This is a genomic window from Celeribacter sp. HF31 (assembly GCF_011806455.1).
Classification (GTDB): Bacteria; Pseudomonadota; Alphaproteobacteria; order Rhodobacterales; family Rhodobacteraceae; genus Celeribacter.
Map to the genome: position 1 here is coordinate 155,512 of NZ_JAATOT010000007.1, position 25,636 is coordinate 181,147.

Below are 25,636 nucleotides of genomic sequence, written 5' to 3' on the forward strand. Positions count from 1 at the left end.
GCGGCCGCATAAGTAATATTGTTGCGAATGCATAATATTTTTAATAATAAGATTGCCAACAGACTATTGATAAGGAGGAGTATCATGTCGAGAGTCGCTCTTGTGACCGGAGGATCACGCGGGATTGGCGCAGCCATTTCCATGGCCTTGAAAGAGGCTGGCTACGCCGTGGCCGCGACCTATGCCGGCAATGACGAAGCAGCCGCGAAATTCACCGAGGAAACCGGCATCAAGACCTATAAATGGTCCGTCGCCGATTATGACGCCTGCGCCGAAGGCATCGCCAAGGTCGAAGCAGACCTTGGGCCGGTCGACGTCCTCGTGAACAACGCGGGCATCACCCGTGATGCGCCGTTCCACAAAATGAGCCGCGAACAGTGGCAGGAGGTCATGGACACCAACCTGTCGGGCGTGTTCAACATGACTCACCCGCTCTGGCCGGGCATGCGCGAACGCAAGTTTGGTCGCGTGATCAACATCAGCTCGATCAACGGTCAAAAAGGCCAATTCGGCCAGGCCAACTATTCCGCGGCCAAAGCCGGTGACATCGGTTTCACCAAAGCACTGGCGCAGGAAGGCGCGCGAGCGGGCATCACCGTGAATGTGATCTGCCCGGGCTATATCGCGACCGAAATGGTCATGGCCGTGCCGGAAAAAGTGCGCGAGTCGATCATTTCGACCATCCCGGTGGGCCGTTTGGGTGAGCCGGAAGACATCGCGCGCTGCGTTGTGTTCCTCGCCTCGGACGAGGCCGGTTTTATCACCGGCTCGACCATCACCGCGAATGGCGGTCAGTATCTGACCTGATCGGGACTGCAAAAGCCATAAGCGATTGGGGCTGCATGATTGCGGCCCCTTTTTTATTGCTCTCCCGAAAAAATCCGCCTTAATCGCCGACATGACCAAAACAACCGCCACCGCCATCGGATTTATCGCCGTCCTGCTTTGGGCCCTTCTGGCGCTCTTCACCGTGGGCGCACGCGAGGTGCCCGCTTTGCAACTCAATGCAGTGTGCTTTGCCATCGGTGGCGCAATCGGGGTGATCTGGACGACAGTCAGCAAACGCTGGCATGAGCTGCGCAATGTGCCGCTGTCGATCTATGCCTTTGGGACCGTGGGGCTTTTTGGCTACCACTTTCTCTATTTTTCCGCCCTCAAAGCCGCGCCGCCCGCCGAAGCCGGGCTGATCGCCTATCTCTGGCCTTTGCTGATCGTGCTGTTTTCGGGGTTCCTGCCGGGAGAGCATCTGCGCCCGCTGCATCTGGTGGGGGCTGCAGTGTCGTTCCTTGGCGCCGCACTCATCGTTGCGAAAGGCGCCTCTTTTGCCGGGGAGTATACGCTGGGCTACCTGCTCGCAGCGGCCTGCGCGCTGACCTGGTCGAGCTATTCGGTGATCTCGCGCCGGTTTCAAACGGTGTCCAGCATGGTCGTCACCATCTATTGTCTCGCGACGGCTGTGCTGTCGCTCATCGCGCATCTCGCCTTGGAAGACACAGTCTGGCCCTCGACCCAGCTTGGATGGGCAAGCATGATCGCGCTCGGGCTGGGGCCCGTCGGCGCCGCGTTTTATGTCTGGGATATCGGGGTGAAGCGTGGGAATATTCAGCTTTTGGGAACCGCGTCCTATGCCGCGCCATTGCTGTCCACGCTTGTTTTGGTCGGCGCGAAGATCGCAGAACCCCGCGCCACCTTGATTGTCTCAGCCCTTTTGATCACAGCGGGCGCAGGGCTGGCCGCCTATCAAAGCCGCCAGTCCCAGTCCTAAAGCGCCTCAGGTCGTGGACAGACGGGCGATTTCTTCTTTGATACGGAGTTTCTGTTTCTTCAGATCGGCGATCCGAAGGCCGTCGGAACCAGGCGAACGCTGGGCGTGTTCCACGGCCTCCGAGAGGGATTGGTGCTTTTTCTTCAGTTCCTCAATGTGGGACGTCAAGCTCATGTCTTCTCCTCTCTGTTAGGGTGCAGCTTTGTAAAAGCTATGTAACAAGTGCACCATAGATTTTGAGTCGTGTCACGGCTTGTTTTTGCAACAATGTGACCAATACAGGGTCGCATGCGAAATATTGCCAAAACCTTAAACCGACCACGGCAAGGACGCGCCATCTCGCAAAATCGTTAACACATCGTCAGCGTAGCTCTCGCCATCGTGTTCGTGACGCACGCCTTTGTGCATTAGAAGCGCGGGCTCGAGGACAAAGGCAGCCCGCCCACCCTTGCGCGCCTGAATCAGAACCAACTCGGCGACACGCCCGACACGAGGCTGGATCGGGCGCACCCGGATCGAGCCCAGGCGGCCCTCCATCGCGCAGATCAGCTCCGGCAAACGATCCGCTTTCTGGATCATCGTCAGATACCCTTTGGGCTTGAGCCGCCGCGCAGCGACATCGACCCAGTCGCCCAAAGGCGTCTCTCCGGCCAAGGCCAGATCACGCCCGGCATCCTCGGCTGCCGTCGAGCGACGGCGCTCGTAATAGGGCGGGTTCGCGATGACGTGATCGAAGCTCCGGGCGCGCAGCTCTGACGGCAAATACCGTAAATCTGACGTGAAAACAGAGAGATCCGCGCGGTTTTCCTCGGCGTTGCGGCGCGCGAGATCGGCGTAGAAGGGCTGAAGCTCCACCCCGGTCAGGCGTAGGTTTTCAACGCGCGCCTGCAGGCACAAAGAGGCGACACCTGCCCCGCAGCCCAATTCCAGAACGCTTTCACCGGAGCGCGCCGGCGTGGCCGCGGCCAAAAGGACTGGATCGACGCCGGCACGATACCCTTTGACGGGTTGATGGATGCTGAGCAGACCACCCAGAAAAGCGTCACAGCTCAGATCAGCTGTCGTGCTCACAGATCCTCCAATTCAAAGTCATTGTCTTTGAGGATGCGGCGCGCCTGAGTGAGGTCATCGTCGCGCACCATGAGACGGCGCGGCAAAATGCCGATACTGCCTTCAAGGACGCTCATATGGACGTCCATTTCAAAGCAGTCTATATCCTCCCCGGACAGAAGGGCTTTGGCATAAACGATCTGGGTCGGGTCGGTGGTGCGGAGAAGCTGTTTCATCACGTTGATTTAACGGCAGTCCGAAAGGTTTGTCGAGCAAAGCAAGCGGGGGATCGCACATGGGGCTGGAGAAAGTGGATCTGGAGAAAGCTGCCGTCAAGCCGCATGAGAAACTGGCCCTGGCTTTGGCGCCGGAGCTGGACGCCGTGAATGCCCTGATCCGTGACCGCATGTCCTCGAAACACGCGCCACGTATCCCCGAAGTGACCGCGCATCTGATCGAAGCGGGCGGAAAGCGCCTGCGCCCGATGCTGACGCTGGCGGCGGCGAAGGCCTGTGGCTATGACGGCCCCTATCACGTGCATCTCGCCGCGACTGTGGAATTCATCCATACCGCAACGCTGTTGCATGACGACGTGGTGGACGAAAGCGCTCAGCGTCGCGGGCGTCCGACAGCAAACCTGTTGTGGGACAACAAATCTTCGGTTCTGGTCGGAGACTATCTCTTTGCCCGTGCGTTCCAGTTGATGACCGATGCGGACAACATGCGCGTGCTGCAAATCCTGTCAAACGCCTCGGCGACGATTGCCGAGGGCGAGGTGCTTCAGCTCACTGCAGCGCAGGATTTGAAGACGGATGAGAGCATCTATCTGCAAGTGGTGCGCGGCAAAACGGCGGCGCTGTTTTCGGCCGCGACCGAAGTGGGCGGCGTTCTGGCCGAAGCGGATGAGACCATGGTCAAAGCCCTGTTCGACTATGGCGACGCGCTTGGGATTTCTTTCCAGATCGTCGACGATCTGTTGGATTACTGGGGCTCCGAGCAGACCGGCAAGAACATCGGCGACGATTTCCGCGAACGCAAACTGACCCTGCCCCTGATCAAGGCGATTGCCAAAGGCGACGATGAAGAACGCGCCTTTTGGGTGCGCACGATCGAGAAGGGCAAACAGGAAGACGGCGATCTCGACCATGCGATTGCGCTGTTGAACCGGCACAACGCGCTGGACGACACACGCGACGTGGCGCTTGCATGGTCCGCAAAAGCAAAGGACGCGCTCAAGGCTCTGCCGGCAGGCGAGATTGTCGAGATGTTGTCAGATATTGCCGATTACGTGGTCGCCCGCGTGCGCTAACGGATTGATTACTTGACGAAACGGAGCGCCAAGGCGCCGGTTTCGTCGCTGATCCATTGCCGTGACTGGACGATCTGACGGCTGCCACGCTCGACCCAAAAGAAATTCACAAAATCCGTCTCGCCGTTCCGACAGGTCTCAAAGAACAGATCTGTGTTGGCGGTATAGGCTTCGCTCAGTTGCACGGCATCCTGTTTTTGGAACGCCACGTCGCAACGGAAGGCGAGCGTATGCGCCTGGTTGTCGCCATCGAGACGGGTGACGAAATGCTCGGTGATCCGGTTTTGCCCCGCTTTGAGCGCGGCCAGGGTCTGACGCGCATCTGCCGCCATCTGATCGTCGCCAAAGCCACGGGTCGCGATGATCATGCCATCGGTCATCCCCAGAGACAGGTTGTCCGGCGACACCCAGGTGGATTCACCTTTGGCATTGGTGGTTTGCCGGGCGAACAGCGTATAGGCGTTATCTTGCGTCTGCAGCGAGCCGATATAGGTCGGCGCATTGGCGTCCCGTGCAGCCACGAATGCGGCATTCGGCTCGGCCTCATCGGCGCCCTGAAAATAGTCCTTGAGCAAGCGGCTATCCTCGGGGTTGGAGGAACAGGCGGCCAGCCCCGCGCAGAGAACAGCAAAAAGAGGGATGCGGCGGAACATGTCGGTCATCTCCAGAACTTGCCCCAACGGTCTTCCAACTCGTTGGTTTGAGAGCCGCGCACGACCTCATAGAGGCGATTGCGCACATCAAGACGCGCGCCACCGTCCCGAAGAACCGGGCGGATCGTCGTGCCATAGCCGCCTTGCGTCGCGGCACCGCTGAGCCAATCGATCGGGACCGTAAAACGGATGCCCTTGTCGAAAGAGCCTTCGCCGAAATCATCGAAGGAGACATCAGTGAGGGTAAAGAAGGCGCCGACCCGGAAGCCGTTGTCGAATTCGCGATCCAAGGAGAAGGTCGCACCATAATCGCCCGCGAGATAACGTCCGACATCGACCTGACCCAGATAGCCCCCGCCGAAGTCATAATAGGCAGAGGCATGGCCGGTCACGATGTCATAATCCTGAAAGCCGAACAGCTGATCGAACTCGCGTTTCTTGGCGTAGTTGAGCTCGGCGCCCAGTGCGAGTGGCCCGTTGACGGGCTTCCAAAGCACCTCACCGGAGACGCCACCATACATGGTTTCAAGATAGCCCGCCGTCACGCGGCCAAAAAGGTTTGTGCCGGGGCGGAAGAAATACTCCGCGGTCAGATGTTTGATCTCGAGGTCGGATTGCGTCGCATAGGACACGCTGTCGGTGCGCACATGCGGCAGGACAGAGTTCGAAGGCCGCGTGCTTTGATCGAGGTTGCCGACGACCGGCTGACGCACTGTGCCTGAAAAGATCAGACCGCGCATGGGCGTAAAGGACGCTTCTGCCTGAAGACCCAGGTCGGCACGCACAGGATCGTCGGGATCGAACAGGGCCGGGTCGAGATAGGGGGTAAGGCGCCAGTCGAATTTCGGATAAATCCCAGCGATGGCTTGGGTTTCCGTCCGGGGCGCATCCTCGATCCGGGCGCGCGCGTAAGACCGCCATGTGCCATCCAGATCGTATTCCAACTCCTCGAGATCGGACCGGCGCAGCGTGGTGCGCGAGGTGGTCATGCCGTTCGCGGTGGCTTCGAGACGAAAGGTCATGATCTCCGCCGGCAGGGTGTTGGCCAAAACCCGCGCGGTGCGTCCAAGCGCCTGAGCCGTCGCGGGGTAGCGATCATTGGCGAAGCGCACGGTGGCGGTGGTGCCCGCGACCGAAATGCCCTCAAGAGCGATCCCCTCGGCCTCAAGCGCGGCATAGGTGCGGCTGTTCCGGGTTTGAATGCTGGCCTCATCCCAGGACAGCGCGGCCGCGGTGCGACGCGGCAAAAGGGCGGGAGGTGCGTCTTCGATCCCGCTGCTATATTGCGGTCTTTGCGGATGGATCGGGAGGCTGGCCATAAACCCGATCTCGGAACCATGCAGCGCATAAGCCGTTAGGGCGCCGCCGTTTTTGAGCCCATAAGAGAGCGCGGCATTGATCGGTGTCTTATGCTCGAACCCGGCATTGGCGACTTCGGTGATATAAGCATCGGAGGAATATTCGAGCGCGACAGAGAGGCGCGGACTGATCTGATAGGTGAAACCGCCGAACAGAGCCGCATCGCCATGGAACCATTGATCGATATCCAATTGCCCGGTATCGCCGCCCGCACCGAGATTTTCGGACCGGTTGTCAAAAGCGTCGGAGAAAAAGCTCAGCGGGTTCTGAAACCCGCCGTAGCTGCCTAGACGCCCCCAGCCGATGCCACCGGTCACAGAGAGGCGATCCTCCATGAAGTGCTTGGTCGCGGCGACATATTCGGAGCCATAGACGCCGGTGCCCCCGAAATCGCGCAGCCCCACAACCATGGAGGGTCGAAGCCCGGTTTCCTCGGCCAGCAAATACCCGAAATCGAAACTGCGGTCATAGCGCGTGTCATCGCCGCCATCAAAGCTGTCCACGATCGCATAGCGGAAGGTGCCGAAGATACGAGGCGTAAGCTGGAAACTCAGGTTGTATTTTTGAACACCGCTGTGGAAGGCTGAGGACAAAAGCAGCGTGCCGTCCTCGAAGACCTCACCCGTCGGCATGTCGATCAGGCCGGGGGTCCCGAATTCCGAAACGGGGAAACGCAGTTCAACATCCTGAGCCTGAGCGGCGCCCATACTCAAGATCAGCAGAGAGGTCGAAAGTCCGAAGCTTTTGTGCAATACGGTCACGGTTCCACCCACACGCGATGATTTTGCATTGCAGCATAGATGATCTGGACTCTCTGTGAACCCCAACCTTGAGTTGAGTGGCACCTCTGAGACGATCTGTGTCAGAATTGCAGCGTGTTGCGCCTCCTGCGCACGCTGGTTTTCACATTTGATAAAGGATTTTCTTTAGCTCTTGGGCGAACCGCATCGAAGTCTCGGCTTTCGATGTGCGTGGCCTGAACCATGAGCAAAGGATCCTACCATGTCTGACCCCTTCAAAAACCGCACACCGTCCCTGAACGGCCCGGCAACCGATCTCAGCCCGGTGACGCCCTCTGACACCACTGATTTGGAGACTGTCGCGGTTGCATTGTATATCGAAGGTGCCGGGACTCTGTCTTTGGAAACCCAAAAGAACGAAACGCGCACCGTCGCAGTTGGAGACTTTGCCATTTTGCCTGTGGGCGTGCGGCGCGTGAACGCAACGGGCACCACCGCGACAGGCATTCACGCATTTATCGTGGGGTGAACTGATGTTTGGCCTCGATTGGAATATCTCGACATTGTCAGCCAAACGACGAGAATCGGAGTTTTCTCCGGCGTCATTGGCTGGTCTTGTCGCGTGGTATGATGCAAGCGACCTGTCTGCTTTGTATCAGGACACGGCCATGACAACTGCGGTGACCCAAACGGGCGATCCGGTCGCAGCGATGTTGGATAAGAGCGGCAATGGCAATCATATGACGCAAACCTCAGCGGCCGCCCGGCCGCTATATGGCACCAACACTGATCAGCATTGGCTCGCATTTGACGGGGTGGATGACTTTATGTCCGTGGCGGCCCCGATCAGCGACTATAGCTTTACAATGGTCGTGGCTGTTGAAGATGTCGGGAGTTCACGCGGCCTGGCCACGCTGAACCAAGACGGCAGCCGTTATTGGAGTATACACGCCGGGGACTTAGGGGACCCAACCACATATCGTGTGCTTGATCGTCAAGGGGCAGCGACAACCTATGAAACATCACAAAATGTGCCAAGCGGCCCTGCCGTTGTTTTAGGACAATGGATCTCTGGCGCGACGTCCATTTCGGTTGACGACGCGACTTTCTCGTCCGTTGCGACAAGCGGGACCTACGGTCCGGCTGTCGATCTCCGCCTATGTTCATTCAGAGCGGGCAATTTTACAGCAGGGAAAGTGCATGGCCTGGCAGTGTATGACCGCGTGCTGACGGCCAGTGAGCGCACCCTCTTGGTCTCCTTTATGGCCCAGAAACAGGGCCGGAGCTTGGTGTGAGGGGCGACGAAGGGAAGGCTAACGCCTTGTTCTCGACACGAGATAAGACAAGGTGTATTTCCATAGGCCATTCTCAGGAGGTTTTCCGATGCCTGCCACGCCCCCCGAAAAGAACGCTCTATCAGCCTCTGTGGTGGCTGATAGAGACGCGCCGAATTTTTCCTTTGGTCACCGCCTGAAACGACTGATTTGGAGTATCTTGTGGACGCTCCTTGCCTCCTGGACCCCTCCTCAGATGGGCGCGTGGCGGCGGTTTCTGTTGCGCTCATTTGGCGCAAAGATTGATCGGACCGCGAGCGTGCGGGGCGGCGCAAAAATTTGGTATCCGCCCAATCTTGAAATGGCCGCGAACTCCGTTCTGGCAGATAGGGTTCAGTGCTACAATATGGCCCCGATTTCCATCGGAGAAGGGACAATTGTCTCGCAGGGCGCCTTTCTATGCGGGGGCACACATGATTTCCGGCTCGCATCGAATCCCCTTCAAACCCGGCCCATTGTTTTGGGCCCACAAGTCTGGGTCGCAGCGGATGCATTTGTTGGCCCCGGCGTGACGGTGCCTGAAGGCTGTGTCATAGGGGCGAGGGCTGTCATCTCCGGCACGCTCGAACCCTGGAGTGTTTATGCCGGCAATCCCGCCAAACGGATCAAGGCGAGGCCGTTTGATCCCAACGCGTGATCTTGGCTACAAAACACCTTCGTCCTGCAACAGAGCGTAGGCAGTTTTATTGGCTTTTTCTGCACGTTTGTTCAATTCGTACAGCTTGGCCTCTACGAGGGTGCGATACCAATAGGCCTGAAGAAAGTGGAAAAAGAAGCCTTCCTTCCCATCCAGAAACCCCCGGCCCAGCACATAGCGATAAAAAAAGTACAAACTCGCCCGCAGCGTCGAAGGAATACGCGTGTAAACCTTTTCCTTGAGCCATCTTTTGCGTGCGGCCTGGCCTGAGAGTTTCTCCTCTGACGTACGCTTGCCCTCTTCAGCTTCGATCCGCGAAATGGCTTCGAGTGAGGCATACCCATTGTGCTTCTCAACCCACCAACTCAGTGGATTGAGATTTTCATCGACAAGATCGCCACCTTCGAGCACCGCAGTACGCGGCGACTTGAGAACGATATGCTCGTCCATGCGCCGCTGTTCCATCCGGCCTTGGCCCGTGCGCCACAGACGCATGATCTTGAGCGGGTAGAAAAACCCATGCGTGATAGGGCGCCCGAGAAAGACAATTTTGCGGCGTAGATAATACCCGTTGAGGGCTTCATCTGCCCAATCGCGAGACAGGGCCGACCGCAATCCGGCATCCAGATACTCATCCGCGTCGATCCGCAGCGTCCAATCCGACGAAACCCCGACCTCATCTAGCGCCCACTGGAACTGAGCCGCATGGCCGGGCCAAGGATTTTGAAACACCTCTGCGCCGAGACCTTCGGCAATTTCTACGGTACGATCCGTGGAAAAACTGTCGATGACGCAAACCCGCTCCACAACGTCCTCAAGAGAGCGAAGGCAACGTTCAATATGTTGTTCTTCATTGAACGTGAGAATAATGGCCGTAATGGACTGTGCCATGCTCAAATCCTATCCTCTGGGCCAAACATTATTCCTGCCTCAACTATACAATGTTGCACCATTTGTTCAAAGCTGTTTGAATACTTTGTATCATCCCCACACAAGCCGATAGACCTCGTTCATATGATTGTTTCCAAATCGAAAAATCTTATCTACTGTCGTGTGCCGAAATCCGCGAGCACGAGCGTCTCTGCAGCTCTTGAGCCCTATGCCGACCCCTTCCCCGCAACAGGCGTCGCGCGGGCTCTGCGCAAGATCGGCTTGGGCGGCTTGCACCATCGATTGTTCAACTTTCGCAATCACAGCCATTTGAGTTTCAAGGCCGCGGAACAGATCTTGCCCTCGCGGTTTTTTGACGGCGCCCTGAAATTCACCGTCGTACGTCATCCGCTCTCATGGAGCGTTTCCTATTACAATCATGTTCTAAGAGATAATTTGCCTCCGCAATATAAGGAGGTCTTCAAAGAGGTGCGCACCGCGCAATCTTTCGACTATTTCCTGGATTGGCTTAAAGACAAGCCCAGACGCCCGATTTCCACACAGCTTATTGATGAAAAAGGGGACTACCTTACCGATCACGTCGTTCGATGTGAGAATTTGATGGCAGAAGCCTCGGAGCTTTTGCAGGGGCACGGAATTCAAATATCCGTTCCGCGCCTGAATGCCGGGCAATATCGTGAACTGGAACTTTCTTCCTCTCAAAGAGAAAAAATATTCGATCTTTACGGGGATGACATGAAGGCCTTCGGCTATGACGAAAGCGGCGCCCTGAGCCAACCTCACCTCAGCGCGACGGAGACAACACGTGCCGTTGCGGCTCAGCTAGGGGCTTCTGGTCTTGCCAAATACGATTGCTGGAACCCGTTCTAAAACAAATTACGACGGAGCATGATCCCTGATCGCGCCTTCGAGTTGCTCCTGCAAGGCCGAATAGGCGCTTTCGAGGGAGAAAAACCGATCATAGGTCGGGCGGGTTGCCTGCTTCATCGCGGTGTAATCCCCCTCCGGCATGGAGAGGAAAGTTTCAAGCATTTCCCCGGTGCTATCGGTTGTGTCTTCGCACACCAGACCGGCCCCGTTTTCAATGATCTCCTTGTAGATATTCACCTTGTCGGAAATCAATACGGGCGTGCCAGCCGACAAAGCTTCCGCGACAACCTGGCCAAAATTTTCCTGATGCGACGGCAGGACAAAGGCCCGAGCCCGCGCGAAGAGCGCCTTTTTGGCATCCCCGGAAACCGCCCCGGTCCAAATGACGCGATCGCTTAGCCCCATATCCTGAACCATGTCCTTGAGGGTGTCGCCGTATTCATTCCGATCCGGCCCGGCAAGAACAAGGTCCACATCCGGGAAACGATCCGCAAGACCCGCAAAGGCTTGGAGCAAATTGTCGATGGCTTTCTTTGGATGAATGCGGCTGAGAAACAGCAGGTAAGGACGCGTCATGTCACGCCCTTGAAAACACTCCAATCCGATCTCCTGCGGGGCCTCGATGGATTGATCCGCGGCACAATACGAAACCGCAAGACCATTGTAAGTGTTATGCCCAAAAAACGCATTTCTGGCGAGTGTCTGTTCTTCCTGACAGGTGAACAACACCTGCGAAGCCCCACTCAACATCCGGCCCTGCCATAGCGCCCAATACACATGTTTGATCAGGTTTTTTATGGGCTTAATCTTCTTGAAATAGGGGTCCAGCATCCCGTGTGGGTAAAGAACCCAAGGCACGGCATTTTTACGCAGAGCGGGATACCCGCCGATAACGGCCGTATTCCAAAGTCCGTGCACGATGGCGACATCGCATGTCGCACAGGCGTCATTGACAGCGCGCTGGACACCGCTGCGGGATTTCGACGCAAGGATGACGGGGAAAGGAAACTCCTCCAGCCAGGATGAACTTGCCGGATCGGTCGAGACAAAAACTGAGCTATGCCCGTGCCTCGCGCGCTCTTTGGCCATGTTCATTGCGAAGGCTAAAGGTCCGCCCTGATCAGGGTTCACTGAGTCGATTATGTGTAGGACCCTCACGAAAACACCTCACTCATTGCGCACGCGATGCGTGAATTTCTAAATATTTGTCGTACAAACGGTTCGCCCGCTCCAGATCGCTGCGAAATGTCGGGCTTTCCTGCTCAAGGGTCCGCAATTCAGCCTCAAGCGTTTCTTTAATCCGGTTTCTCAACGGGTTCGGTTTTGCGTGATATCCCAGTGTCCGGGCTTCCTTTCCGTCCGGGAATTCCGTCACAAATTGTGTCCCAAACTTACGGTTCACATTCGTGATCACGGTTTCAACCGACTTGGTCGCCTCTGAAAAAGGCGCAATGACGACACGATCCAAATGGGGCTCCAAAGCCTCATAGAACGTGAGCCAGGCCTTGATCGTATCTTCGAAGGGCTCCACATTTTTGTCACCGCCTTCGCGCTCGGCGGCTTCAGCGACCAGCGACTTCATGGACAAAATCGCGCTTCGGGGCTCCCGGATCAGAGCGACGCAAGGCAGGTTGAGCTCGATCCCTCTCAAAAGCTGGGCGACGTGATGCAGATGATGCGCAACTTGGATGTCTTCCGGTTGACGATCAATGAAAGCATGCGCGGTGGAGCTGTTCGCCGAACGCGGGAACCCCTCGATGACGATATCGGAAGCCGCGGTGACACACCGGTCATTCATCCGTCCCGTCAAACGCCGCAATGCGTAATACAGGCTTGGCGTCCTTGTGGACCAAATCGTCAGATTATATCTCAAACGACGTATAACTGAGGTCTTGAGCATAGGGTCTCTCACTTGGTTATTTTGGTTTCTGAACGATGCCACTGACAATCAGATCGACACTTGCCGCGATAGCGATAATGGCCGCGAACCCCAGCTGAAGCTGGAACGCGCCAACGATCGTTGAGATGTCCAGCGAAAAGATCGCGGCGACAATCCAAACGAAGAAGAGAGGTATCTGAAGAAGATTGAACCTTATCCACCCACGGCTGCCAATCAGATTTCGGTAGATGGTCGCAAGCCGTGTTGCGGCCGAGACGCTGACTGCCCAAAGAACTTCCACTTGCAGCCCGGCATAGTTGTCACCGATGAGCCAAAGCATTGCGTCGGGATACAGATAGGTCAACGCAATCAGGACCAGACACGGAAGAGCAGCCAGAAAAACGAGTCCAAAAAGCAGCGAAATCAAATGCTCTTTTGCGCGCGTGTAGATCGGAATGAGGAAGGCGGAAGAGAACATCATCAAAGGCACAAGGATGAAACCGATACGCCCCAAAGCCCCAAAGCCCGCGACATCCGTGCCCGTGCCAAAAAGGCTCAACAGAACCAGAATGATCTGGGCCTGAAGAACCATGTAAATTTCAACAGGCAGCTGTTTTCGAACACTGTCTTTGATGATGTCGATATCGGATTGGTCAATTGCGGCCTCCCGCACAGGCACAAGGCGATGCACCCAACGCACAATGAATGGCACACGAGAGAGCGACACAAGAACGCTGAGCACCACGGCAGAAATCACGTTCAGAAAACTGAGAAGATAGAGAGCCGTTGCGCCCGTCAGGCGCAAGGCCGCAAGTATCGTATCGAGCATTTGAACGCGCGTGGTGAGATGCGCATAGAACAGGATTTGATCGACGAGCCGGGTCTGCATGTCCGCCCACCACATCGCGAATAAAAGACCGCATAAAGCGACGATTTCCCCGAAAGATGCGCCGTTCTTGTGCAGCAGCCAGGCCGTCAGAAACACCACCGGAGGAAGGGTCCAAAGAGAAACAGAGCGGCGCACGGTCAAAACCGCCTTCACCGCCTGAGCGGCGCGCGCCTTGTCGGGCCAGACTCGGCCTAGGATGGATGCATATCCAAAATGTGTTCCACCCTTGGTGATCACATTCATGGTCCCGATCAATGTGATCATCACCGTGTAGAGCGCGTAATCGGGCACGGGCATCCAGCGCGCCAGGAAAAGCCCAGTGACCGCCGCAAGCCCCTGCGCCCCGGCACTTCCAGTTAGGAAAATGAGGGCCCTTGGCGCATGTTGGGCCATCTTGCGCGCAAGCGAACTCATGTAGCGCGGCCCCGAGCGCGCAGAGCCTCGCCGTAAATCTCTATCATCTTCTTGCCATACTCATCCCACCCGCCCAGGGTTCGGATGGAGTTTTCAGCAGCCTCGGACATCGCCCGCTGAACATCCGGTGTCCGCGCGAGATATTCGAGCTTTTCGCGAAGAATTTCGGGGCTGCGGATCGGGATGACGAAGCCGTTTTCCCCCTCTCGCACAATATCCGCAGCACCTGCATTCGAAGAGACGATGACCGGACAACCACAGGCCAGAGCCTCGCCGACAACCATCCCAAAACCATCCTCGATGCTGGGCATCGCCATCACATCGGCACGTGACATATGCTCTTTGAGCTGGTCATGCGCGACATGACCGAGACAGCGGACCGACGGCGCAGTCAGCCGGTCTTTCAGAAAGGTTTCAACCTGCGGATCGATCCGGCCGATGATGGTCAGGCGTTTGTTCGCGATCTCGGCCGCCTCAAACGCGTCAAAAAGATCGGCCGCCCCTTTGCGAAAAGACAAACCGCCAACGAACAACACCTCGAAACAGTCGTCTTTCGGGACATCCACGCGGTGAAAGCGTTCAAAATTCACCCCATAGGGGACGACTTTTATCTTCTCTTCCTCAAACCCTTTGGCCAGAAACGAGCGCTTCGCCATTTCAGAGGCCACCACGATCAGATCGGCCCGATCATATTCCTCGATCTCACGGCCATAGGTCTGGGGTCTTGGGCGTGGCGGCAATCCGAAACGGGCGTTCTCTTCGTTCAGAATCTCCTCGCGCCAGGCCATATGCGCACAGCCGCGATCACAGACGTAGAGCATGCCGCGCTTTTGCGCGGCGGCGCCGCTGATCAACCCAACGCCTTCGTGACCTACAAAAATATCGCTGTCCGGCAGGTCTTTCGCCACGTATCGATCCAAAGTGGCGACAGAAAGCTGATGCAATCGATCAAGGGCGGCATGCGGCACCTGAAAGGGCAAAGCACGCGTGCCCATAAGCAAAGGCCGCACATAGGGAAAGGTCTTGACCCGCTCCCGGGACACGCCCTCTCGCTCCAACTTCGACCACGGAAACCCACTGTAAATCCGCTCAAGCACACCATGGCGTTCAAGCTCTCTGGCCAGAGGAAACATGTGAAAACGACCGATGGTGGAGAGGGTGATTTTCATAGGGCTTCTCGTCTCTCTCCGTGCCGGACAAAACGAGGCATGTAGTGGATCACAAATAGCAAAAGAAGGCAGGTTACCCAAAGTAAGGGAAGTTCTCTCAAAGCCATACTGTAAAAACGTTCAAATTCTTTCTCGGCTAGTCGCATCATGAAAAAGCAACTCAGCGCACCAAATGCCAAACCGTTAACATTTCCAAAAAAATAGTTCATTATCAGAAATGTAGGCAAAATAGTGATAAATGGAATGATCACTATGTTTAGGCTTCCGCTTATGGAGACAGTTGACGCGACTAGCCCGATTACGGGTCTTGCAATTGATCCTTCCGAACGAATTTTTGCCTCCCAAGCTACGATGTCCGACAAAGCTTCAGGGTCTTTAGAGATCAAAAATGAGGGCAAAATAAGCTCTCCCATTTCTTCTACTGCATCCGCGATTGAAACGCCTCCTGCACCTTGACTAGAACGCATGACCTGATCTGTCGGGAAAATCATCATAAAGCGATCGACATTCGCAGAACTTGGATAAACGTAGCTGTTATACGGCCCGTAGGAATAAGCAAAACTTTCAAAATGCTGATCTTGCAGCCTTGCTAAAGTCGCAGGCGAAAAACCCGAGTCAACAATCACATCCCATGTCGCGGCAATCCGCTGCCACGCATAAACGCCGGCCAGATCCTTTCGCGCCAATTGAACGGCTGGCGCAAGGATAGATACGGCCAAATAGGCGACCAGAGAAATGGCAAACAAATGCCTGAATTTGATTTTGAGATTCAGGAAAAGAACGCCAAAGAAGAGAGCCATAAACATATTTATGGTTTCAACTTTTACATTCCCAAGCATTGTCAAAATAACACCTGACACGAGACAGGAAATCACCCCCCACTTCGCAAGCTGAGAACCACGTGCAGCGTGGAACAGCGCCATGAACATGCCAAACATCAAAATGGGCTGAAAGAGATTCAAGTAAGCACCTAGAGAAGACCCACTCTCACTGGCCTTCACCAAAAGGACAAAAGCGAAACGGCTCAGAAGACCAAAGGCAAGTATGATCGGAAGAAACGTTACCCCGTTTTCCGCGAGATCGTTCATACGTTTGCTAATCTGAGAGGAATATCTACCACCAAGCATTTTCGCCAAAATTGCAGCCAGCATCACCGATGAGAAGCCGATCATCATGACAGCAGAAGAGGCTGTAGGTTCGACTAAATTGGTTTGTAGTTTCTGCCCCAACATGGATTTCAAAATGAGCGTAAAGGTTCCACAGTAAAGCCCAAGCAGATAGACAAAAACATCAGAAGGCCGGATAGAGCGCTGCATAAGGAACAGTGCCGACACGCAGGCAATACCCCACAACACAACTGTGAGCAGAATAGAACTGCCGATTGCCAGTTGAAAAACGGCCAAAACACTCATTGCCACGATTTGCACCCGCATAATTCGAACGCGGTTCGCAAAAGATACGGACATATCGGCCTGTTCCGTCATCGACATCTTACTGCGCGCTCCTCTTTGCCAACAGCGCCGCAACATTGCGGTTCAGCGTGTCTGTGGTGTAGGAGCGACGCATTTTCTCTGCACCTTTTCGTCCCATATCGGCCGCAAGGTCAGGATCATCGAACAGGCGCGCCATTGCCGTCGCGAGGGCCTCAGTGTCGGTCGGCTCGACCGCATACCCGTCCACGCCATCGCTGACAACCTCGGGCGCCGCGCCATGGACAGAGCAGATGACCGGCAGAAGATGACTCCAGGCTTCGAGGTAGACGATCCCGAACCCCTCCTTGGAAGACGGAAGCACAAATTGCGTGGCCGTTTGGTACAGCTCAAGCAAACGTTCCTCACTGACGCGCCCGGCAAATTCGACACGCTCCGTCAGACCGTTTTCTGCGACAAGGGCTTCATAGTCGGGGCGCAGAACACCATCCCCCACGATGACAAGGCGTGTCTGAGACAGGTGGTCCGGCAACAGCTTCATCGCGCGAATGATCTGATCCAGATGTTTGGTCCGGTCATGCTCATCCATCCGGCTCACAGCCAGCGCAAACGGCGGAGCGGAGGGATGATGCTCCGCATCGACTTCAGGATTCACCGTGTTCGGAAAAATCGTGAAAAGGGCTTCAGGCAGATGAAATTCGCGTTGCATGACACCTGCGGTATAGGCGCTTACGGCCGCAATCCGATCGAGTTTTCGCAAAAGATAGGGTTCATAAAACCGAATTTTGCGAAAGGCCGGATCGTTCCAGACTTCGACCCCATGCGCCATCATGATGACGTTGAGCTTTGGATGAATAAGCTTGGCCAGACGTCCGAGCCACAGCAAATTGATATGACCGAGAATAAGCGTATCTGCCGAAAGCGATTTCTTCAGTGACTGATAGATGTATGAGATTTTTTTGCGCCCAAACCCCGTCACACACATCGACATGTCCGAGGGAATATCCGTCGGCGCATCCTGAGTGAAGTGGGCCGTAAGGCGGTCAGGCCCAACCACAGACAGCAAAGCGCTCACCAGACGCTGGTTAAAACGCTGGATGCCCCCGAAACGGCTATAGGTTTGAAGACCGAGGAAGAGGACGTTTTTTTCACCATCGACAGTCATGTTCTTACTGTGACTCCAACACCCGTTTTTGACGGACGGATATGACGTTCGTGTCACCAACTCCGGGAATTACGGCACCGGCCTTTGGCGCATAAGACCCAGGCGAAGAACTCAAATCCGCGGGTCGCATCAGCCCTCAACACTCACGGGCAATTCCAGGCCGTGTTCCTTCAAAAGCGCCACGCGTTTTGCGGCTTTCAGGTCTTCCGCAACCATCTCCGTACACATTTCCTGCGCGGTGATTTCCGGCACCCAGCCGAGTTTCTCCTTGGCTTTGGTCGGGTCGCCCAAGAGGGTTTCCACTTCCGCCGGGCGGAAATAACGCGGGTCGATGCGCATGATGACATCGCCGACCTTGAGCGCGGGGGCTTTATCGCCAGAGATCGCGGAGACGGTGGCAGTTTCCTCCACACCCTCTCCTTTAAACTCAAGCTCAATGCCCAGTTCGCGCGCGGTCCAGATGATGAATTCGCGCACCGAATATTGCACCCCGGTGGCGATCACGAAATCTTCGGGCGCGTCCTGTTGCAGCATCATCCACTGCATCCGCACGTAGTCCTTGGCATGCCCCCAATCGCGCAGCGCGTCGATGTTGCCCATGTAGAGGCAGGGCTCGAGCCCCATCGCGATATTGGACAGGCCGCGGGTGATCTTACGCGTCACAAAAGTCTCACCGCGGCGCGGGCTTTCGTGGTTAAACAGGATACCGTTACAGGCATAAATGCCGTAGCTTTCGCGGTAATTCACCGCGATCCAATAGGCATACATCTTGGCCACGGCATAGGGCGAGCGCGGATAGAACGGCGTGGTTTCTTTCTGCGGAATTTCCTGCACCTTGCCGAACAGTTCCGAGGTCGAGGCCTGATAAAACCGGGTCTTCTTTTCGAGCCCCAGGAAACGGATCGCCTCCAAGAGACGCAGCGTGCCGGTGGCATCTACATCGGCGGTGTATTCCGGCGCCTCGAACGATACGGCGACATGGGATTGCGCACCGAGGTTATAGACTTCGTCCGGCTCAATGTCGCGCAAAAGACGCGTAAGGTTCGACGTATCGGTCAGATCGCCGTAATGCAGCTTGAGACGCGCCTTATCCGTGTGCGGGTCCTCGTAAATATGATCCACGCGCTGCGTGTTGAACAAAGAGGCACGACGTTTGATCCCGTGAACCTCATAGCCTTTCTCAAGCAAAAACTCCGCCAGATATGAGCCATCTTGCCCGGTAATCCCGGTGATCAGTGCCTTTTTCATCGGTGTCTTGTTCCTTCAGGTCTTAACGCGCACGTCAATGATACTTAGAATTGTTCGACAGATACGCGCCTATCGGCGAGATGTGTCATTCGTGTTTCGAGCCGGTTCAAAATGGCCGACATGTCCCAATTTTCCAAAGCTCTTGTTCGCGCCACGCGACCGTAAGCGAGACGTTGCTCAGGATCGTCCAGCATCTGTTCAATCGCATCGGCAAACGCCCTGGCATTTCCGGGCTCTGTCACAAGCCCTGCGCCCGCGACCTCCTGTGCCAACGCCGTATCGGGATAGGCGGTGGCGACAACCGGGCGCCCGGAGGCCAGCATATTCGTCAGCTTTGAGGGCAAAACCAGTTCGGCCACACCCGCAATCTGCGGCAGAAGATGCACATCCGCCATGCCCAATGCATCGCTCAGTTTTTCGAAAGGCTGAAGCGGGTAGAAGCGGATATTTTTTAAACCTTCTGCCTTTTGCTTAAGCGTTTCCAGAAAAGGCCCCTCGCCGCAAATCACGAAGGTCAAATCATCGCGCTCCGCCAAAAGCCGCGCCGCCTCGGGAATGATTTCCAACCCCTGCTTTGCCGCGACATTGCCGGAGTAATAGGCCACGAATTCCGTCTCGATCCCAAGCTCCGCCCGCATCGGCGAAACGCCTTCGATCACCTTGACCTTCTTCAGGTTGGCCCAGTTGCGGAATTCGAAAATCTTGTCTTCGGGAATGCCGTTTGAGCGCAATTTATCGAGCATCGGCCCGGAGATGGAGCTGATCATGTCGAATTTGCTCATCATCCAGCCCTCAAACGCCCGCGCAGCCCGCCCGAGACGGCTTTCGGGCGCAATCGCTCCCGTAGCGAAAGCGGCTTCCACTTCGAAATCCTGGATGTGAAGCCAGAGCTTGGCCCCTGTCAGGCGGGCCGTCACCCAAGCCGTCACGGCGGAAACCAGCGACGGCGCGACCACGAAAATGACATCGGGACGGCCCTTGGCGGCGTCTAAAGTCATGCGTGGAAAGGCCGTCAGGGCAAAACTTGCATAATGCAGCATCCGGGATTTGGCGGTCGGCACCTTGGGGACATAAAGCGGACAATGCACGACTTTCGGCTCTGCCTCCCCGGCCTGGACCGTACGATAGCCGAATTTGGGCCAGTCCGGCCGCAAACGCCACTGCGGGTAATAAGGATGCGCACAAAGCACCGACACATCATGGCCGCGCGCGGACATTTCCTGCGCAAAGCCCGTCGAGTAGACAGCAATCCCGATTTCTTCCGGCGCATAGTTCAAACTGAGGCATTGTATTTTCAAACCACCACCGCTTTCCCAAGCTACAGAAAGGAGCACCTCAGCGCACCCAAGCGTTAGAGATGATCAAAGCGCCTCTGATTGACGCTAAGACACTTTGGCATTTACGCAGCACAGGCCGTCATTATGCAAGTGCAGAATACACCAGCCTTGTGCAACTGCAGAAAAAATGTCACGCAAGTAAGGTGAAAGATCGCCACACGTGTTGGTTGTGAAACCTTTTTCTCACCATCGCCTAAAATTCAGACTTTTCAAACAGCTGAACGAGAGCAATCGATGACGAAGAAAATTTATGTCGCTGGACACCGCGGAATGGTCGGCGGAGCAATCATGCGAAGCCTTGAGGCGCGTCAGGCGTCAGGCGAAGATTTGACCCTCGTGACACGCACGTCGGCTGAACTGGACCTTAAAAATCAGGCCGCCGTGCAAGAGTTCATGCAAACGGAAAAGCCCGATCAGGTCATTCTGGCGGCGGCAAAAGTGGGCGGCATCATCGCCAACAACAGCTACCCTGCGCAGTTCATCTACGAGAACCTGATGATCGAGTGCAACGTGATCCACGCAGCCTATGAGGCCGGGGTCAAAAAGCTGTTGCAACTCGGGTCGTCCTGCATCTATCCGAAACTGGCCGATCAACCTATGCGCGAAGACGCCCTGCTGACCGGCACGCTCGAACCCACGAACGAAGCCTATGCCATCGCCAAGATCGCCGGGATCAAACTCTGCGAAAGCTACAACCGCCAATACGGTGTCGATTACCGCTCCGTGATGCCCACAAACCTCTATGGCCCCGGCGACAATTTCCACCCGGAAAACTCCCACGTCCTGCCCGCGCTGATCCGTCGTTTCCACGAAGCGGCACAAAGAGGAGATGAAAGCGTCACCGTTTGGGGGTCGGGCAAACCGATGCGCGAGTTCCTGCATGTCGATGACATGGCCGAGGCATCGCTGTTCGTGCTCGATCTGGCGGATGAAACCTATCAACGCGAAACTGAACCGATGCTCAGCCACATCAATGTCGGCTCCGGCACGGATGTCACCATTCGCGAATTGGCCGAAACCGTCGCCCGCGTCACAGGCTTTGAGGGGGCGCTGGAATTCGACGCGACAAAGCCGGACGGGACCCCGCGCAAACTGATGGATGTCAGCCGGCTGGCGCGTCTTGGATGGACCGCGACAATCCCGCTCGAACAGGGCATCGAAGAGACCTACGCATGGTTCCTGCAACAAGGCCTGGACCAACTTCGGTCGAAATAAGCGGAATTCCACTTATTCCGTAATCCTTTTGCCGGGAGAAACTCATGCGGTGTGATATAAGAAAGACCAAGATCGACGAGCCGCATATGCTATGGCAAAAGGCAGCAAACATGCACAGCATCAGCAAATTTCAGTGAATGAGAAACACGTGTCCCTAGATCGTCCCATACGACAAACGCCGCAAAACGCTTCCTCCGATGATGATGTACTCGATCTCGGCGCCATGTTGAGAACGCTATGGCGTAAAAAACTGTGGATTCTCGCGAGCGTCATCCTGGCGACCGCACTCGGCGCCTTTTACGCCTACAAAGTCGTCGTTCCGAAATACCGCGCCACATCTGTTGTTCTGCTGGATACGGCACAGGATCAACTCGTTGACCTTGGCGCTGTGCTTCCAAGCCTCGGCTCGGAATCCGAAGCCATCAACACCGAAGTCGAGGTTCTCAAAAGCCGTCGCCTTCTCGAACGTGTGGTCACCGCCGCCGATCTGACCCAGGACCCCGAATTCAACGGCGCGCTGCGCCCCTTGAGCTTCAAGGCACGTTTCAAAAATTTCGTCACGGGTGCCACACGGCCCACGCCGACCCAAGAACAACAGGTCACCGGCGCCGTAAATGCGCTTTTGGCTCGAATCTCCGTCCGAAACCTGCCGAAAACTTATATTTTGCAAATCACGCTTGAGACCGAGAATGCCGCAAAATCGGCAATGCTCGCAGATACGATGGCCGAACAATACATCCTCTATCAGATGGATGTGAAATTCGAGGCGACCCGCGATGCCTCGGAGTGGCTGACGTCCCGTGTCGCCGATCTCCAGATCGAGCTGGAACAAGCAGAAGCACGCCTCGCAGAGTTCTCATCGAACTCGGAAGTCGTCAGCATCGAAACCGTTCAGGCCCTTGAGCGTCAATTGAAAGAGCTGCGCGACAGGCTTCAGACGATGCGCGCTTCGCTGGTGACGGATACAGAGCAACTGAACGCGTTGGAAAATGCACAAGACGCCACGCCCGAAGAGAAAATCGCACTTGCCGGCGATCCGCGTCTTGAAACGATCTTCCGCGAAAACGGAGCTGGCCCCGCCTTTGACGCGCGCTTCCGTCAGATCCTCAATCTCGCTGACATTCAGGTCCAGCGGTCCCAGACCCAAATCGAGGCCCTGATGACAAGCATCAATGCCCGCGAAGCAGATATTGCGCGGCAAAGCGACGAGTTGATCCAGCTTCAGCAATTGACACGGGAGGCCGAGGCGAGCCGTCTGCTTTACGAATATTTCCTGAGCCGCCTGAAAGAAACCTCCGCCCAAGAGGGCATTCAACGTGCCGACAGCCGTATTCTGTCAAATGCCGTTTTGCCCACTTTTCCATCTGAGCCTCGCAAAACTCTGATTTTGGCCATGTCCATTATGCTTGGCGGGCTCATCGGTATTGCTGGTGTTCTGCTTTGGGAAATGCGCAAGAACGGATACCGCCTGCCGGAGGAACTGGAGGAAGATACAGGCTTGCCCGTCATGGGCCAGCTTCCGCTCCTTCCCACGTCCAACCGGCGAGAAGCGCTCGAATATCTCTCCATGAAACCCACGTCCTCCGCGGCAGAGGCGGTCCGGAACCTGCGAACTTCGATCCTTTTGTCCAGCATGGATAAAACACCGAAAGTCATCATGCTGTCCTCCGCTTTGCCGGGAGAGGGAAAAACAACCGTATCCTTTGCACTGGCGCAGAATTTCGTCGGGCTCGGCAAAAAGGTCCTGTTGATCGAGGGCGACATTCGCCGCCGGGTCTTTAGCCAATATCTCGACGTCAAAGATGCCAAGGGAATGATGTCGGTGCTCTCGGGGGAAACCACCCTGACCGATGCGGCCATCCACGATCCGGTGCTCGGCGCAGACATTCTCATCAGCGAACAAACCGATGCGAATGCTGCCGACATTCTCTCGTCGCAACAGTTCAAAACCTTCCTCGAGACCGCGCGCGAAGCCTATGACATCGTGATCATCGACACGCCGCCGGTTCTGGTCGTGCCCGACGCGCGCGTCGTTGCGCAACTTGTCGACACCCTTTTGTTCACCGTGCATTGGGACAAAACATCCAAGACGCAGCTGGCGAACGCTTTGCGCATGTTCGACACGGTCGGCGTCCGCATCAACGGGCTGGTGCTCAATCAGATCGATCCGAAAGGGATGAGAGAGTATGGTTACGGCGACAGTTACGGGGCTTACGGAGCTTATGGCAGCAAATATTATACAAACTGATCATGCCGCCTAAATTTTCACATGTTTGAAAACGCGAATGTGATGCGCAGAATCCTCTTCCACGATTTTGCTGTCGAAACCGAATGGTTTTAAAGGCGTTTTTTGGCTATGAGTTGTCACAAAGATAAGATCACATAGGGGCAGAACCGTGCGTATTGCAGTCGCCATTCTTACCGCCTTGACGCTCTCCTCCTGCGGGACCGTGTACAAGAGCCAGCGCGTTGTTGCGGGAACAACGGATGAGGCGAAAGTCCGCGTGATGGACGTGACGCCCCAGTCGGTGCTTGTCGCCAACAGATCGTCCTACTCCCCGCGCGAGCTGCCCGCCGTTTTCAACATGACAAGCGGCACGGGCGGCGGTCTTCGTGGCACCGGCGCAGTGCCCGAGCCGGCGTATTCGGCACAGACCCGCCCGAACGCACTTGAAACCCGCCTTCCGCCCGAAGTCACCCCGCAGCCCTACAAGATCGGTGTCGGCGATGTGATCCTTCTGGCCACCCCGTCGGGCAGCTCCATCGAGGAACTGACGGGCCTTTTGGCCGCACAAAACAGCCGCCAGGGCTATACCGTTCAAGACGATGGCAGCATCGCGATCCCGGATGTCGGACGTGTTTCCATTGCAGGCATGACGCTCGAAGAGGCCGAAGCAAAACTGTTCCAAAGTCTGGTCTCCGCCCAGATCGAACCGACCTTCAGCCTCGAAGTCTCGCAATTCAATTCCAAGAAAGTCTCGATCGGGGGCGCCGTGGGGACGCCCGGTGTTGTGCCGATCACCCTGACCCCGCTTTATCTGGACGAAGCCCTGGCCACTGCGGGCGGCACGACGGCGACGAATCTCGATTACACCTCCGTGCGCATTTATCGCAACGGGACGATCTACCAAATCCCGCTTGAGGAGCTCTATTCCAAGAGCAGCATCAAGAAAATCGCACTTCTGCCCGGCGACAGCATTTTCGTCGACGACACCTATCAGCTCGATCAGGCCTCCGCCTATTTCGCGCAGCAAATCCAGCTTGCGCAATATCGCCAAGGCGCACGTACGACGGCCCTGGCCCAGCTTCAGGCAGAGGTCGGTCTGCGGCGCGCCCAACTTGACGAAGCCCGCGACAACTATCGCGCCCTCACCGAATTCGACGCTACGGAACGCGACTACGTCTACCTGACTGGCGAGGTGAAGACACAAGGGCGGTTCGATCTTCCGCTCGGTCGTCAGGCCAGCCTTGCTGATGCGCTCTATGAGGGCGCAGGTGGGACCGCGACAAGTTCGGCGGACCCCCGCCAAGTCTATGTCCTGCGTGCCTCCACTGATCCGATGGAATTCGACTCCCTGACGGCCTGGAAACTGGATACCAGCAATGTCGCGGCACTGGCTTTGGCCACCCGCTTTGAATTGCGCCCGAATGACATCGTGTTCATCGCCGAGCAGCCGGTCACACGGTGGAAACGCACCATCGATCAGATCACGCCGACCATCATCTCGATCGGGGCCAATGCGGCAAACGGGTGACGCGATTGAATTTACGACTGGGGAAAGAGTAAGCAACAGGCTCAGGAATTGTGCCCTTCATGTGACGCACCCCGCCTGAAAGCCCCCGTTTTCGGTAAAATGGGCCAAATTAAAGCTTTCCTCATGCATTTGCGCGATGAATCGCGTATGCTCAACTTAAAGACGATTTAGATTCCCTTGCTGTGCAGGGGAGCCCTCCCTCGAAAATTGTGAGTTTACCGATGCCCAAATATGCCCTCCTGACGATCACAGCCCTCGCGCTGTCAGCGACCAACGCAATGGCGCAATCCACCTCGACAATCGATTGTAGCCTCGCAGCCAATGCCAACAGCCCGGAATGCATCGTTCTTCCGCCTGTGGGCGATGTGCAGAACTTTGTGCCTTTCATCGCACCTGCCCTCGCGGCGGCCGGTGTTGCGGCTCTCGCTGGTGGCGGAAGCTCGACGTCCACCACCTCCACGACGGCCACCACCTCGACCACGAACTAAAGCGTTTCGCATTCACGCTGAATAACAGATTTGGCGTGG

General features: G+C 56.2%; 25 protein-coding genes. 11 read left to right on the plus strand and 14 right to left on the minus strand.

What is annotated here, in order from left to right:
- The first annotated feature begins 84 nt into the window (after window positions 1–84).
- Together HCZ23_RS15730 and HCZ23_RS15735 are read left to right on the plus strand one after the other, a co-directional pair.
- Window positions 85–807, plus strand: coding sequence for a beta-ketoacyl-ACP reductase (locus tag HCZ23_RS15730; RefSeq protein WP_167602695.1), 723 nt, complete (start codon window positions 85–87; stop codon window positions 805–807).
- Between the two features lie 91 nt (window positions 808–898).
- On the plus strand, window positions 899–1,765 hold the full coding sequence (locus HCZ23_RS15735) for a DMT family transporter (RefSeq protein ID WP_167602696.1): 867 nt from the start codon (window positions 899–901) through the stop codon (window positions 1,763–1,765).
- Window positions 1,766–1,771: 6 nt separating this feature from the next.
- On the opposite strand, the gene HCZ23_RS15740 is transcribed toward HCZ23_RS15735, so the two are convergent.
- From HCZ23_RS15740 to HCZ23_RS15750, 3 genes are all read right to left on the minus strand, one after another.
- Window positions 1,772–1,939, minus strand: coding sequence for a YdcH family protein (locus tag HCZ23_RS15740; RefSeq protein ID WP_167602697.1), 168 nt, complete (start codon window positions 1,937–1,939; stop codon window positions 1,772–1,774).
- A gap of 135 nt (window positions 1,940–2,074) precedes the next feature.
- Complete coding sequence (locus HCZ23_RS15745; RefSeq protein ID WP_167602698.1) at window positions 2,075–2,836, minus strand: methyltransferase; 762 nt, start codon at window positions 2,834–2,836, stop codon at window positions 2,075–2,077.
- A complete protein-coding gene (locus HCZ23_RS15750; protein ID WP_167602699.1) occupies window positions 2,833–3,051 on the minus strand; it encodes a DUF2007 domain-containing protein in 219 nt (72 codons plus the stop codon). The genes HCZ23_RS15745 and HCZ23_RS15750 overlap by 4 nt, the downstream gene beginning before the upstream one ends.
- Before the next feature lie 59 nt (window positions 3,052–3,110).
- On the opposite strand from HCZ23_RS15750, the gene HCZ23_RS15755 reads away from it, so the two are divergent.
- The gene (locus tag HCZ23_RS15755) at window positions 3,111–4,124 is read left to right on the plus strand and encodes a polyprenyl synthetase family protein (protein ID WP_167602700.1); all 1,014 of its coding nucleotides are present in this window, start codon (window positions 3,111–3,113) and stop codon (window positions 4,122–4,124) included.
- An 8-nt stretch (window positions 4,125–4,132) separates the two neighbouring features.
- Here the strand turns inward: HCZ23_RS15755 and HCZ23_RS15760 are convergent, their stop codons facing one another.
- Together HCZ23_RS15760 and HCZ23_RS15765 are read right to left on the minus strand one after the other, a co-directional pair.
- Window positions 4,133–4,786 (minus strand): YjbF family lipoprotein, encoded by a 654-nt coding sequence (locus tag HCZ23_RS15760; protein ID WP_167602701.1) that lies wholly within the window; start codon window positions 4,784–4,786, stop codon window positions 4,133–4,135.
- Window positions 4,783–6,897 carry a YjbH domain-containing protein gene (locus tag HCZ23_RS15765; RefSeq protein ID WP_368487359.1) on the minus strand — a complete coding sequence of 705 codons (2,115 nt, stop codon included), beginning with the start codon at window positions 6,895–6,897 and terminating at the stop codon, window positions 4,783–4,785. The genes HCZ23_RS15760 and HCZ23_RS15765 overlap by 4 nt, the downstream gene beginning before the upstream one ends.
- Before the next feature lie 241 nt (window positions 6,898–7,138).
- Between HCZ23_RS15765 and HCZ23_RS15770 the strand changes: the two genes are divergently transcribed.
- The 3 genes from HCZ23_RS15770 to HCZ23_RS15780 all read left to right on the plus strand — a co-directional run bounded on the left by HCZ23_RS15770 (window position 7,139) and on the right by HCZ23_RS15780 (window position 8,847).
- The gene (locus tag HCZ23_RS15770; protein ID WP_167602702.1) at window positions 7,139–7,405 is read left to right on the plus strand and encodes a hypothetical protein; all 267 of its coding nucleotides are present in this window, start codon (window positions 7,139–7,141) and stop codon (window positions 7,403–7,405) included.
- A gap of 4 nt (window positions 7,406–7,409) precedes the next feature.
- The gene (locus HCZ23_RS15775; protein ID WP_167602703.1) at window positions 7,410–8,171 is read left to right on the plus strand and encodes a LamG domain-containing protein; all 762 of its coding nucleotides are present in this window, start codon (window positions 7,410–7,412) and stop codon (window positions 8,169–8,171) included.
- An 88-nt stretch (window positions 8,172–8,259) separates the two neighbouring features.
- Window positions 8,260–8,847 carry a putative colanic acid biosynthesis acetyltransferase gene (locus HCZ23_RS15780; protein ID WP_167602704.1) on the plus strand — a complete coding sequence of 196 codons (588 nt, stop codon included), beginning with the start codon at window positions 8,260–8,262 and terminating at the stop codon, window positions 8,845–8,847.
- 6 nt (window positions 8,848–8,853) lie between these two features.
- On the opposite strand, the gene HCZ23_RS15785 is transcribed toward HCZ23_RS15780, so the two are convergent.
- On the minus strand, window positions 8,854–9,738 hold the full coding sequence (locus HCZ23_RS15785; RefSeq protein WP_167602705.1) for a glycosyltransferase family 2 protein: 885 nt from the start codon (window positions 9,736–9,738) through the stop codon (window positions 8,854–8,856).
- 123 nt (window positions 9,739–9,861) lie between these two features.
- On the opposite strand from HCZ23_RS15785, the gene HCZ23_RS15790 reads away from it, so the two are divergent.
- Window positions 9,862–10,608, plus strand: coding sequence for a sulfotransferase family 2 domain-containing protein (locus HCZ23_RS15790; protein WP_167602706.1), 747 nt, complete (start codon window positions 9,862–9,864; stop codon window positions 10,606–10,608).
- 6 nt (window positions 10,609–10,614) lie between these two features.
- Here the strand turns inward: HCZ23_RS15790 and HCZ23_RS15795 are convergent, their stop codons facing one another.
- The 8 genes from HCZ23_RS15795 to HCZ23_RS15830 all read right to left on the minus strand — a co-directional run bounded on the left by HCZ23_RS15795 (window position 10,615) and on the right by HCZ23_RS15830 (window position 20,100).
- Complete coding sequence (locus HCZ23_RS15795) at window positions 10,615–11,697, minus strand: glycosyltransferase (protein ID WP_167602707.1); 1,083 nt, start codon at window positions 11,695–11,697, stop codon at window positions 10,615–10,617.
- 82 nt (window positions 11,698–11,779) lie between these two features.
- Window positions 11,780–12,508: a hypothetical protein gene (locus HCZ23_RS15800; protein WP_167602708.1), complete on the minus strand. Its 729-nt coding sequence runs from the start codon at window positions 12,506–12,508 to the stop codon at window positions 11,780–11,782.
- Window positions 12,509–12,524: 16 nt separating this feature from the next.
- Window positions 12,525–13,790, minus strand: coding sequence for a hypothetical protein (locus HCZ23_RS15805; protein WP_167602709.1), 1,266 nt, complete (start codon window positions 13,788–13,790; stop codon window positions 12,525–12,527).
- The gene (locus HCZ23_RS15810; protein ID WP_167602710.1) at window positions 13,787–14,959 is read right to left on the minus strand and encodes a glycosyltransferase; all 1,173 of its coding nucleotides are present in this window, start codon (window positions 14,957–14,959) and stop codon (window positions 13,787–13,789) included. The genes HCZ23_RS15805 and HCZ23_RS15810 overlap by 4 nt, the downstream gene beginning before the upstream one ends.
- Window positions 14,956–16,449, minus strand: coding sequence for a hypothetical protein (locus HCZ23_RS15815; protein ID WP_167602711.1), 1,494 nt, complete (start codon window positions 16,447–16,449; stop codon window positions 14,956–14,958). The genes HCZ23_RS15810 and HCZ23_RS15815 overlap by 4 nt, the downstream gene beginning before the upstream one ends.
- 1 nt (window position 16,450) lies before the next feature.
- A complete protein-coding gene (locus HCZ23_RS15820; RefSeq protein ID WP_167602712.1) occupies window positions 16,451–17,554 on the minus strand; it encodes a glycosyltransferase family 4 protein in 1,104 nt (367 codons plus the stop codon).
- 129 nt (window positions 17,555–17,683) lie between these two features.
- Window positions 17,684–18,802, minus strand: coding sequence for a GDP-mannose 4,6-dehydratase (gene gmd / locus HCZ23_RS15825; RefSeq protein ID WP_167602713.1), 1,119 nt, complete (start codon window positions 18,800–18,802; stop codon window positions 17,684–17,686).
- A 44-nt stretch (window positions 18,803–18,846) separates the two neighbouring features.
- Complete coding sequence (locus HCZ23_RS15830) at window positions 18,847–20,100, minus strand: WcaI family glycosyltransferase (protein ID WP_167602714.1); 1,254 nt, start codon at window positions 20,098–20,100, stop codon at window positions 18,847–18,849.
- A gap of 273 nt (window positions 20,101–20,373) precedes the next feature.
- On the opposite strand from HCZ23_RS15830, the gene HCZ23_RS15835 reads away from it, so the two are divergent.
- From HCZ23_RS15835 to HCZ23_RS15850, 4 genes are all read left to right on the plus strand, one after another.
- Entirely contained in the window at window positions 20,374–21,354 is a 981-nt protein-coding gene (locus HCZ23_RS15835) for a GDP-L-fucose synthase (protein ID WP_167602715.1), read from the plus strand.
- Between the two features lie 91 nt (window positions 21,355–21,445).
- A complete protein-coding gene (locus HCZ23_RS15840; protein ID WP_167602716.1) occupies window positions 21,446–23,602 on the plus strand; it encodes a polysaccharide biosynthesis tyrosine autokinase in 2,157 nt (718 codons plus the stop codon).
- A gap of 148 nt (window positions 23,603–23,750) precedes the next feature.
- Window positions 23,751–25,109 (plus strand): polysaccharide biosynthesis/export family protein, encoded by a 1,359-nt coding sequence (locus tag HCZ23_RS15845; RefSeq protein ID WP_368487360.1) that lies wholly within the window; start codon window positions 23,751–23,753, stop codon window positions 25,107–25,109.
- Between the two features lie 221 nt (window positions 25,110–25,330).
- Window positions 25,331–25,597, plus strand: a complete 267-nt coding sequence (locus tag HCZ23_RS15850; protein ID WP_167602717.1) for a hypothetical protein — start codon at window positions 25,331–25,333, stop codon at window positions 25,595–25,597.
- Window positions 25,598–25,636 lie beyond the last annotated feature (39 nt).

Excerpts from the sequence above, each read along its gene's own strand:
- HCZ23_RS15800 (WP_167602708.1), bottom strand. The coding sequence starts at position 12,508 with ATGCTCAAGACCTCAGTTATACGTCGTTTGAGATATAATCTGACGATT.
- HCZ23_RS15770 (WP_167602702.1), top strand. The coding sequence starts at position 7,139 with ATGTCTGACCCCTTCAAAAACCGCACACCGTCCCTGAACGGCCCGGCA.
- HCZ23_RS15755 (WP_167602700.1), top strand. The coding sequence starts at position 3,111 with ATGGGGCTGGAGAAAGTGGATCTGGAGAAAGCTGCCGTCAAGCCGCAT.
- HCZ23_RS15815 (WP_167602711.1), bottom strand. The coding sequence starts at position 16,449 with ATGTCGATGACGGAACAGGCCGATATGTCCGTATCTTTTGCGAACCGC.
- HCZ23_RS15850 (WP_167602717.1), top strand. The coding sequence starts at position 25,331 with ATGCCCAAATATGCCCTCCTGACGATCACAGCCCTCGCGCTGTCAGCG.
- HCZ23_RS15820 (WP_167602712.1), bottom strand. The coding sequence starts at position 17,554 with ATGACTGTCGATGGTGAAAAAAACGTCCTCTTCCTCGGTCTTCAAACC.
- HCZ23_RS15760 (WP_167602701.1), bottom strand. The coding sequence starts at position 4,786 with ATGACCGACATGTTCCGCCGCATCCCTCTTTTTGCTGTTCTCTGCGCG.
- HCZ23_RS15735 (WP_167602696.1), top strand. The coding sequence starts at position 899 with ATGACCAAAACAACCGCCACCGCCATCGGATTTATCGCCGTCCTGCTT.
- HCZ23_RS15740 (WP_167602697.1), bottom strand. The coding sequence starts at position 1,939 with ATGAGCTTGACGTCCCACATTGAGGAACTGAAGAAAAAGCACCAATCC.
- HCZ23_RS15835 (WP_167602715.1), top strand. The coding sequence starts at position 20,374 with ATGACGAAGAAAATTTATGTCGCTGGACACCGCGGAATGGTCGGCGGA.
- HCZ23_RS15780 (WP_167602704.1), top strand. The coding sequence starts at position 8,260 with ATGCCTGCCACGCCCCCCGAAAAGAACGCTCTATCAGCCTCTGTGGTG.
- HCZ23_RS15795 (WP_167602707.1), bottom strand. The coding sequence starts at position 11,697 with ATGGCCAAAGAGCGCGCGAGGCACGGGCATAGCTCAGTTTTTGTCTCG.
- gmd (WP_167602713.1), bottom strand. The coding sequence starts at position 18,802 with ATGAAAAAGGCACTGATCACCGGGATTACCGGGCAAGATGGCTCATAT.
- HCZ23_RS15790 (WP_167602706.1), top strand. The coding sequence starts at position 9,862 with ATGATTGTTTCCAAATCGAAAAATCTTATCTACTGTCGTGTGCCGAAA.
- HCZ23_RS15750 (WP_167602699.1), bottom strand. The coding sequence starts at position 3,051 with ATGAAACAGCTTCTCCGCACCACCGACCCGACCCAGATCGTTTATGCC.
- HCZ23_RS15775 (WP_167602703.1), top strand. The coding sequence starts at position 7,410 with ATGTTTGGCCTCGATTGGAATATCTCGACATTGTCAGCCAAACGACGA.
- HCZ23_RS15730 (WP_167602695.1), top strand. The coding sequence starts at position 85 with ATGTCGAGAGTCGCTCTTGTGACCGGAGGATCACGCGGGATTGGCGCA.
- HCZ23_RS15840 (WP_167602716.1), top strand. The coding sequence starts at position 21,446 with ATGGCAAAAGGCAGCAAACATGCACAGCATCAGCAAATTTCAGTGAAT.
- HCZ23_RS15810 (WP_167602710.1), bottom strand. The coding sequence starts at position 14,959 with ATGAAAATCACCCTCTCCACCATCGGTCGTTTTCACATGTTTCCTCTG.
- HCZ23_RS15785 (WP_167602705.1), bottom strand. The coding sequence starts at position 9,738 with ATGGCACAGTCCATTACGGCCATTATTCTCACGTTCAATGAAGAACAA.
- HCZ23_RS15805 (WP_167602709.1), bottom strand. The coding sequence starts at position 13,790 with ATGAGTTCGCTTGCGCGCAAGATGGCCCAACATGCGCCAAGGGCCCTC.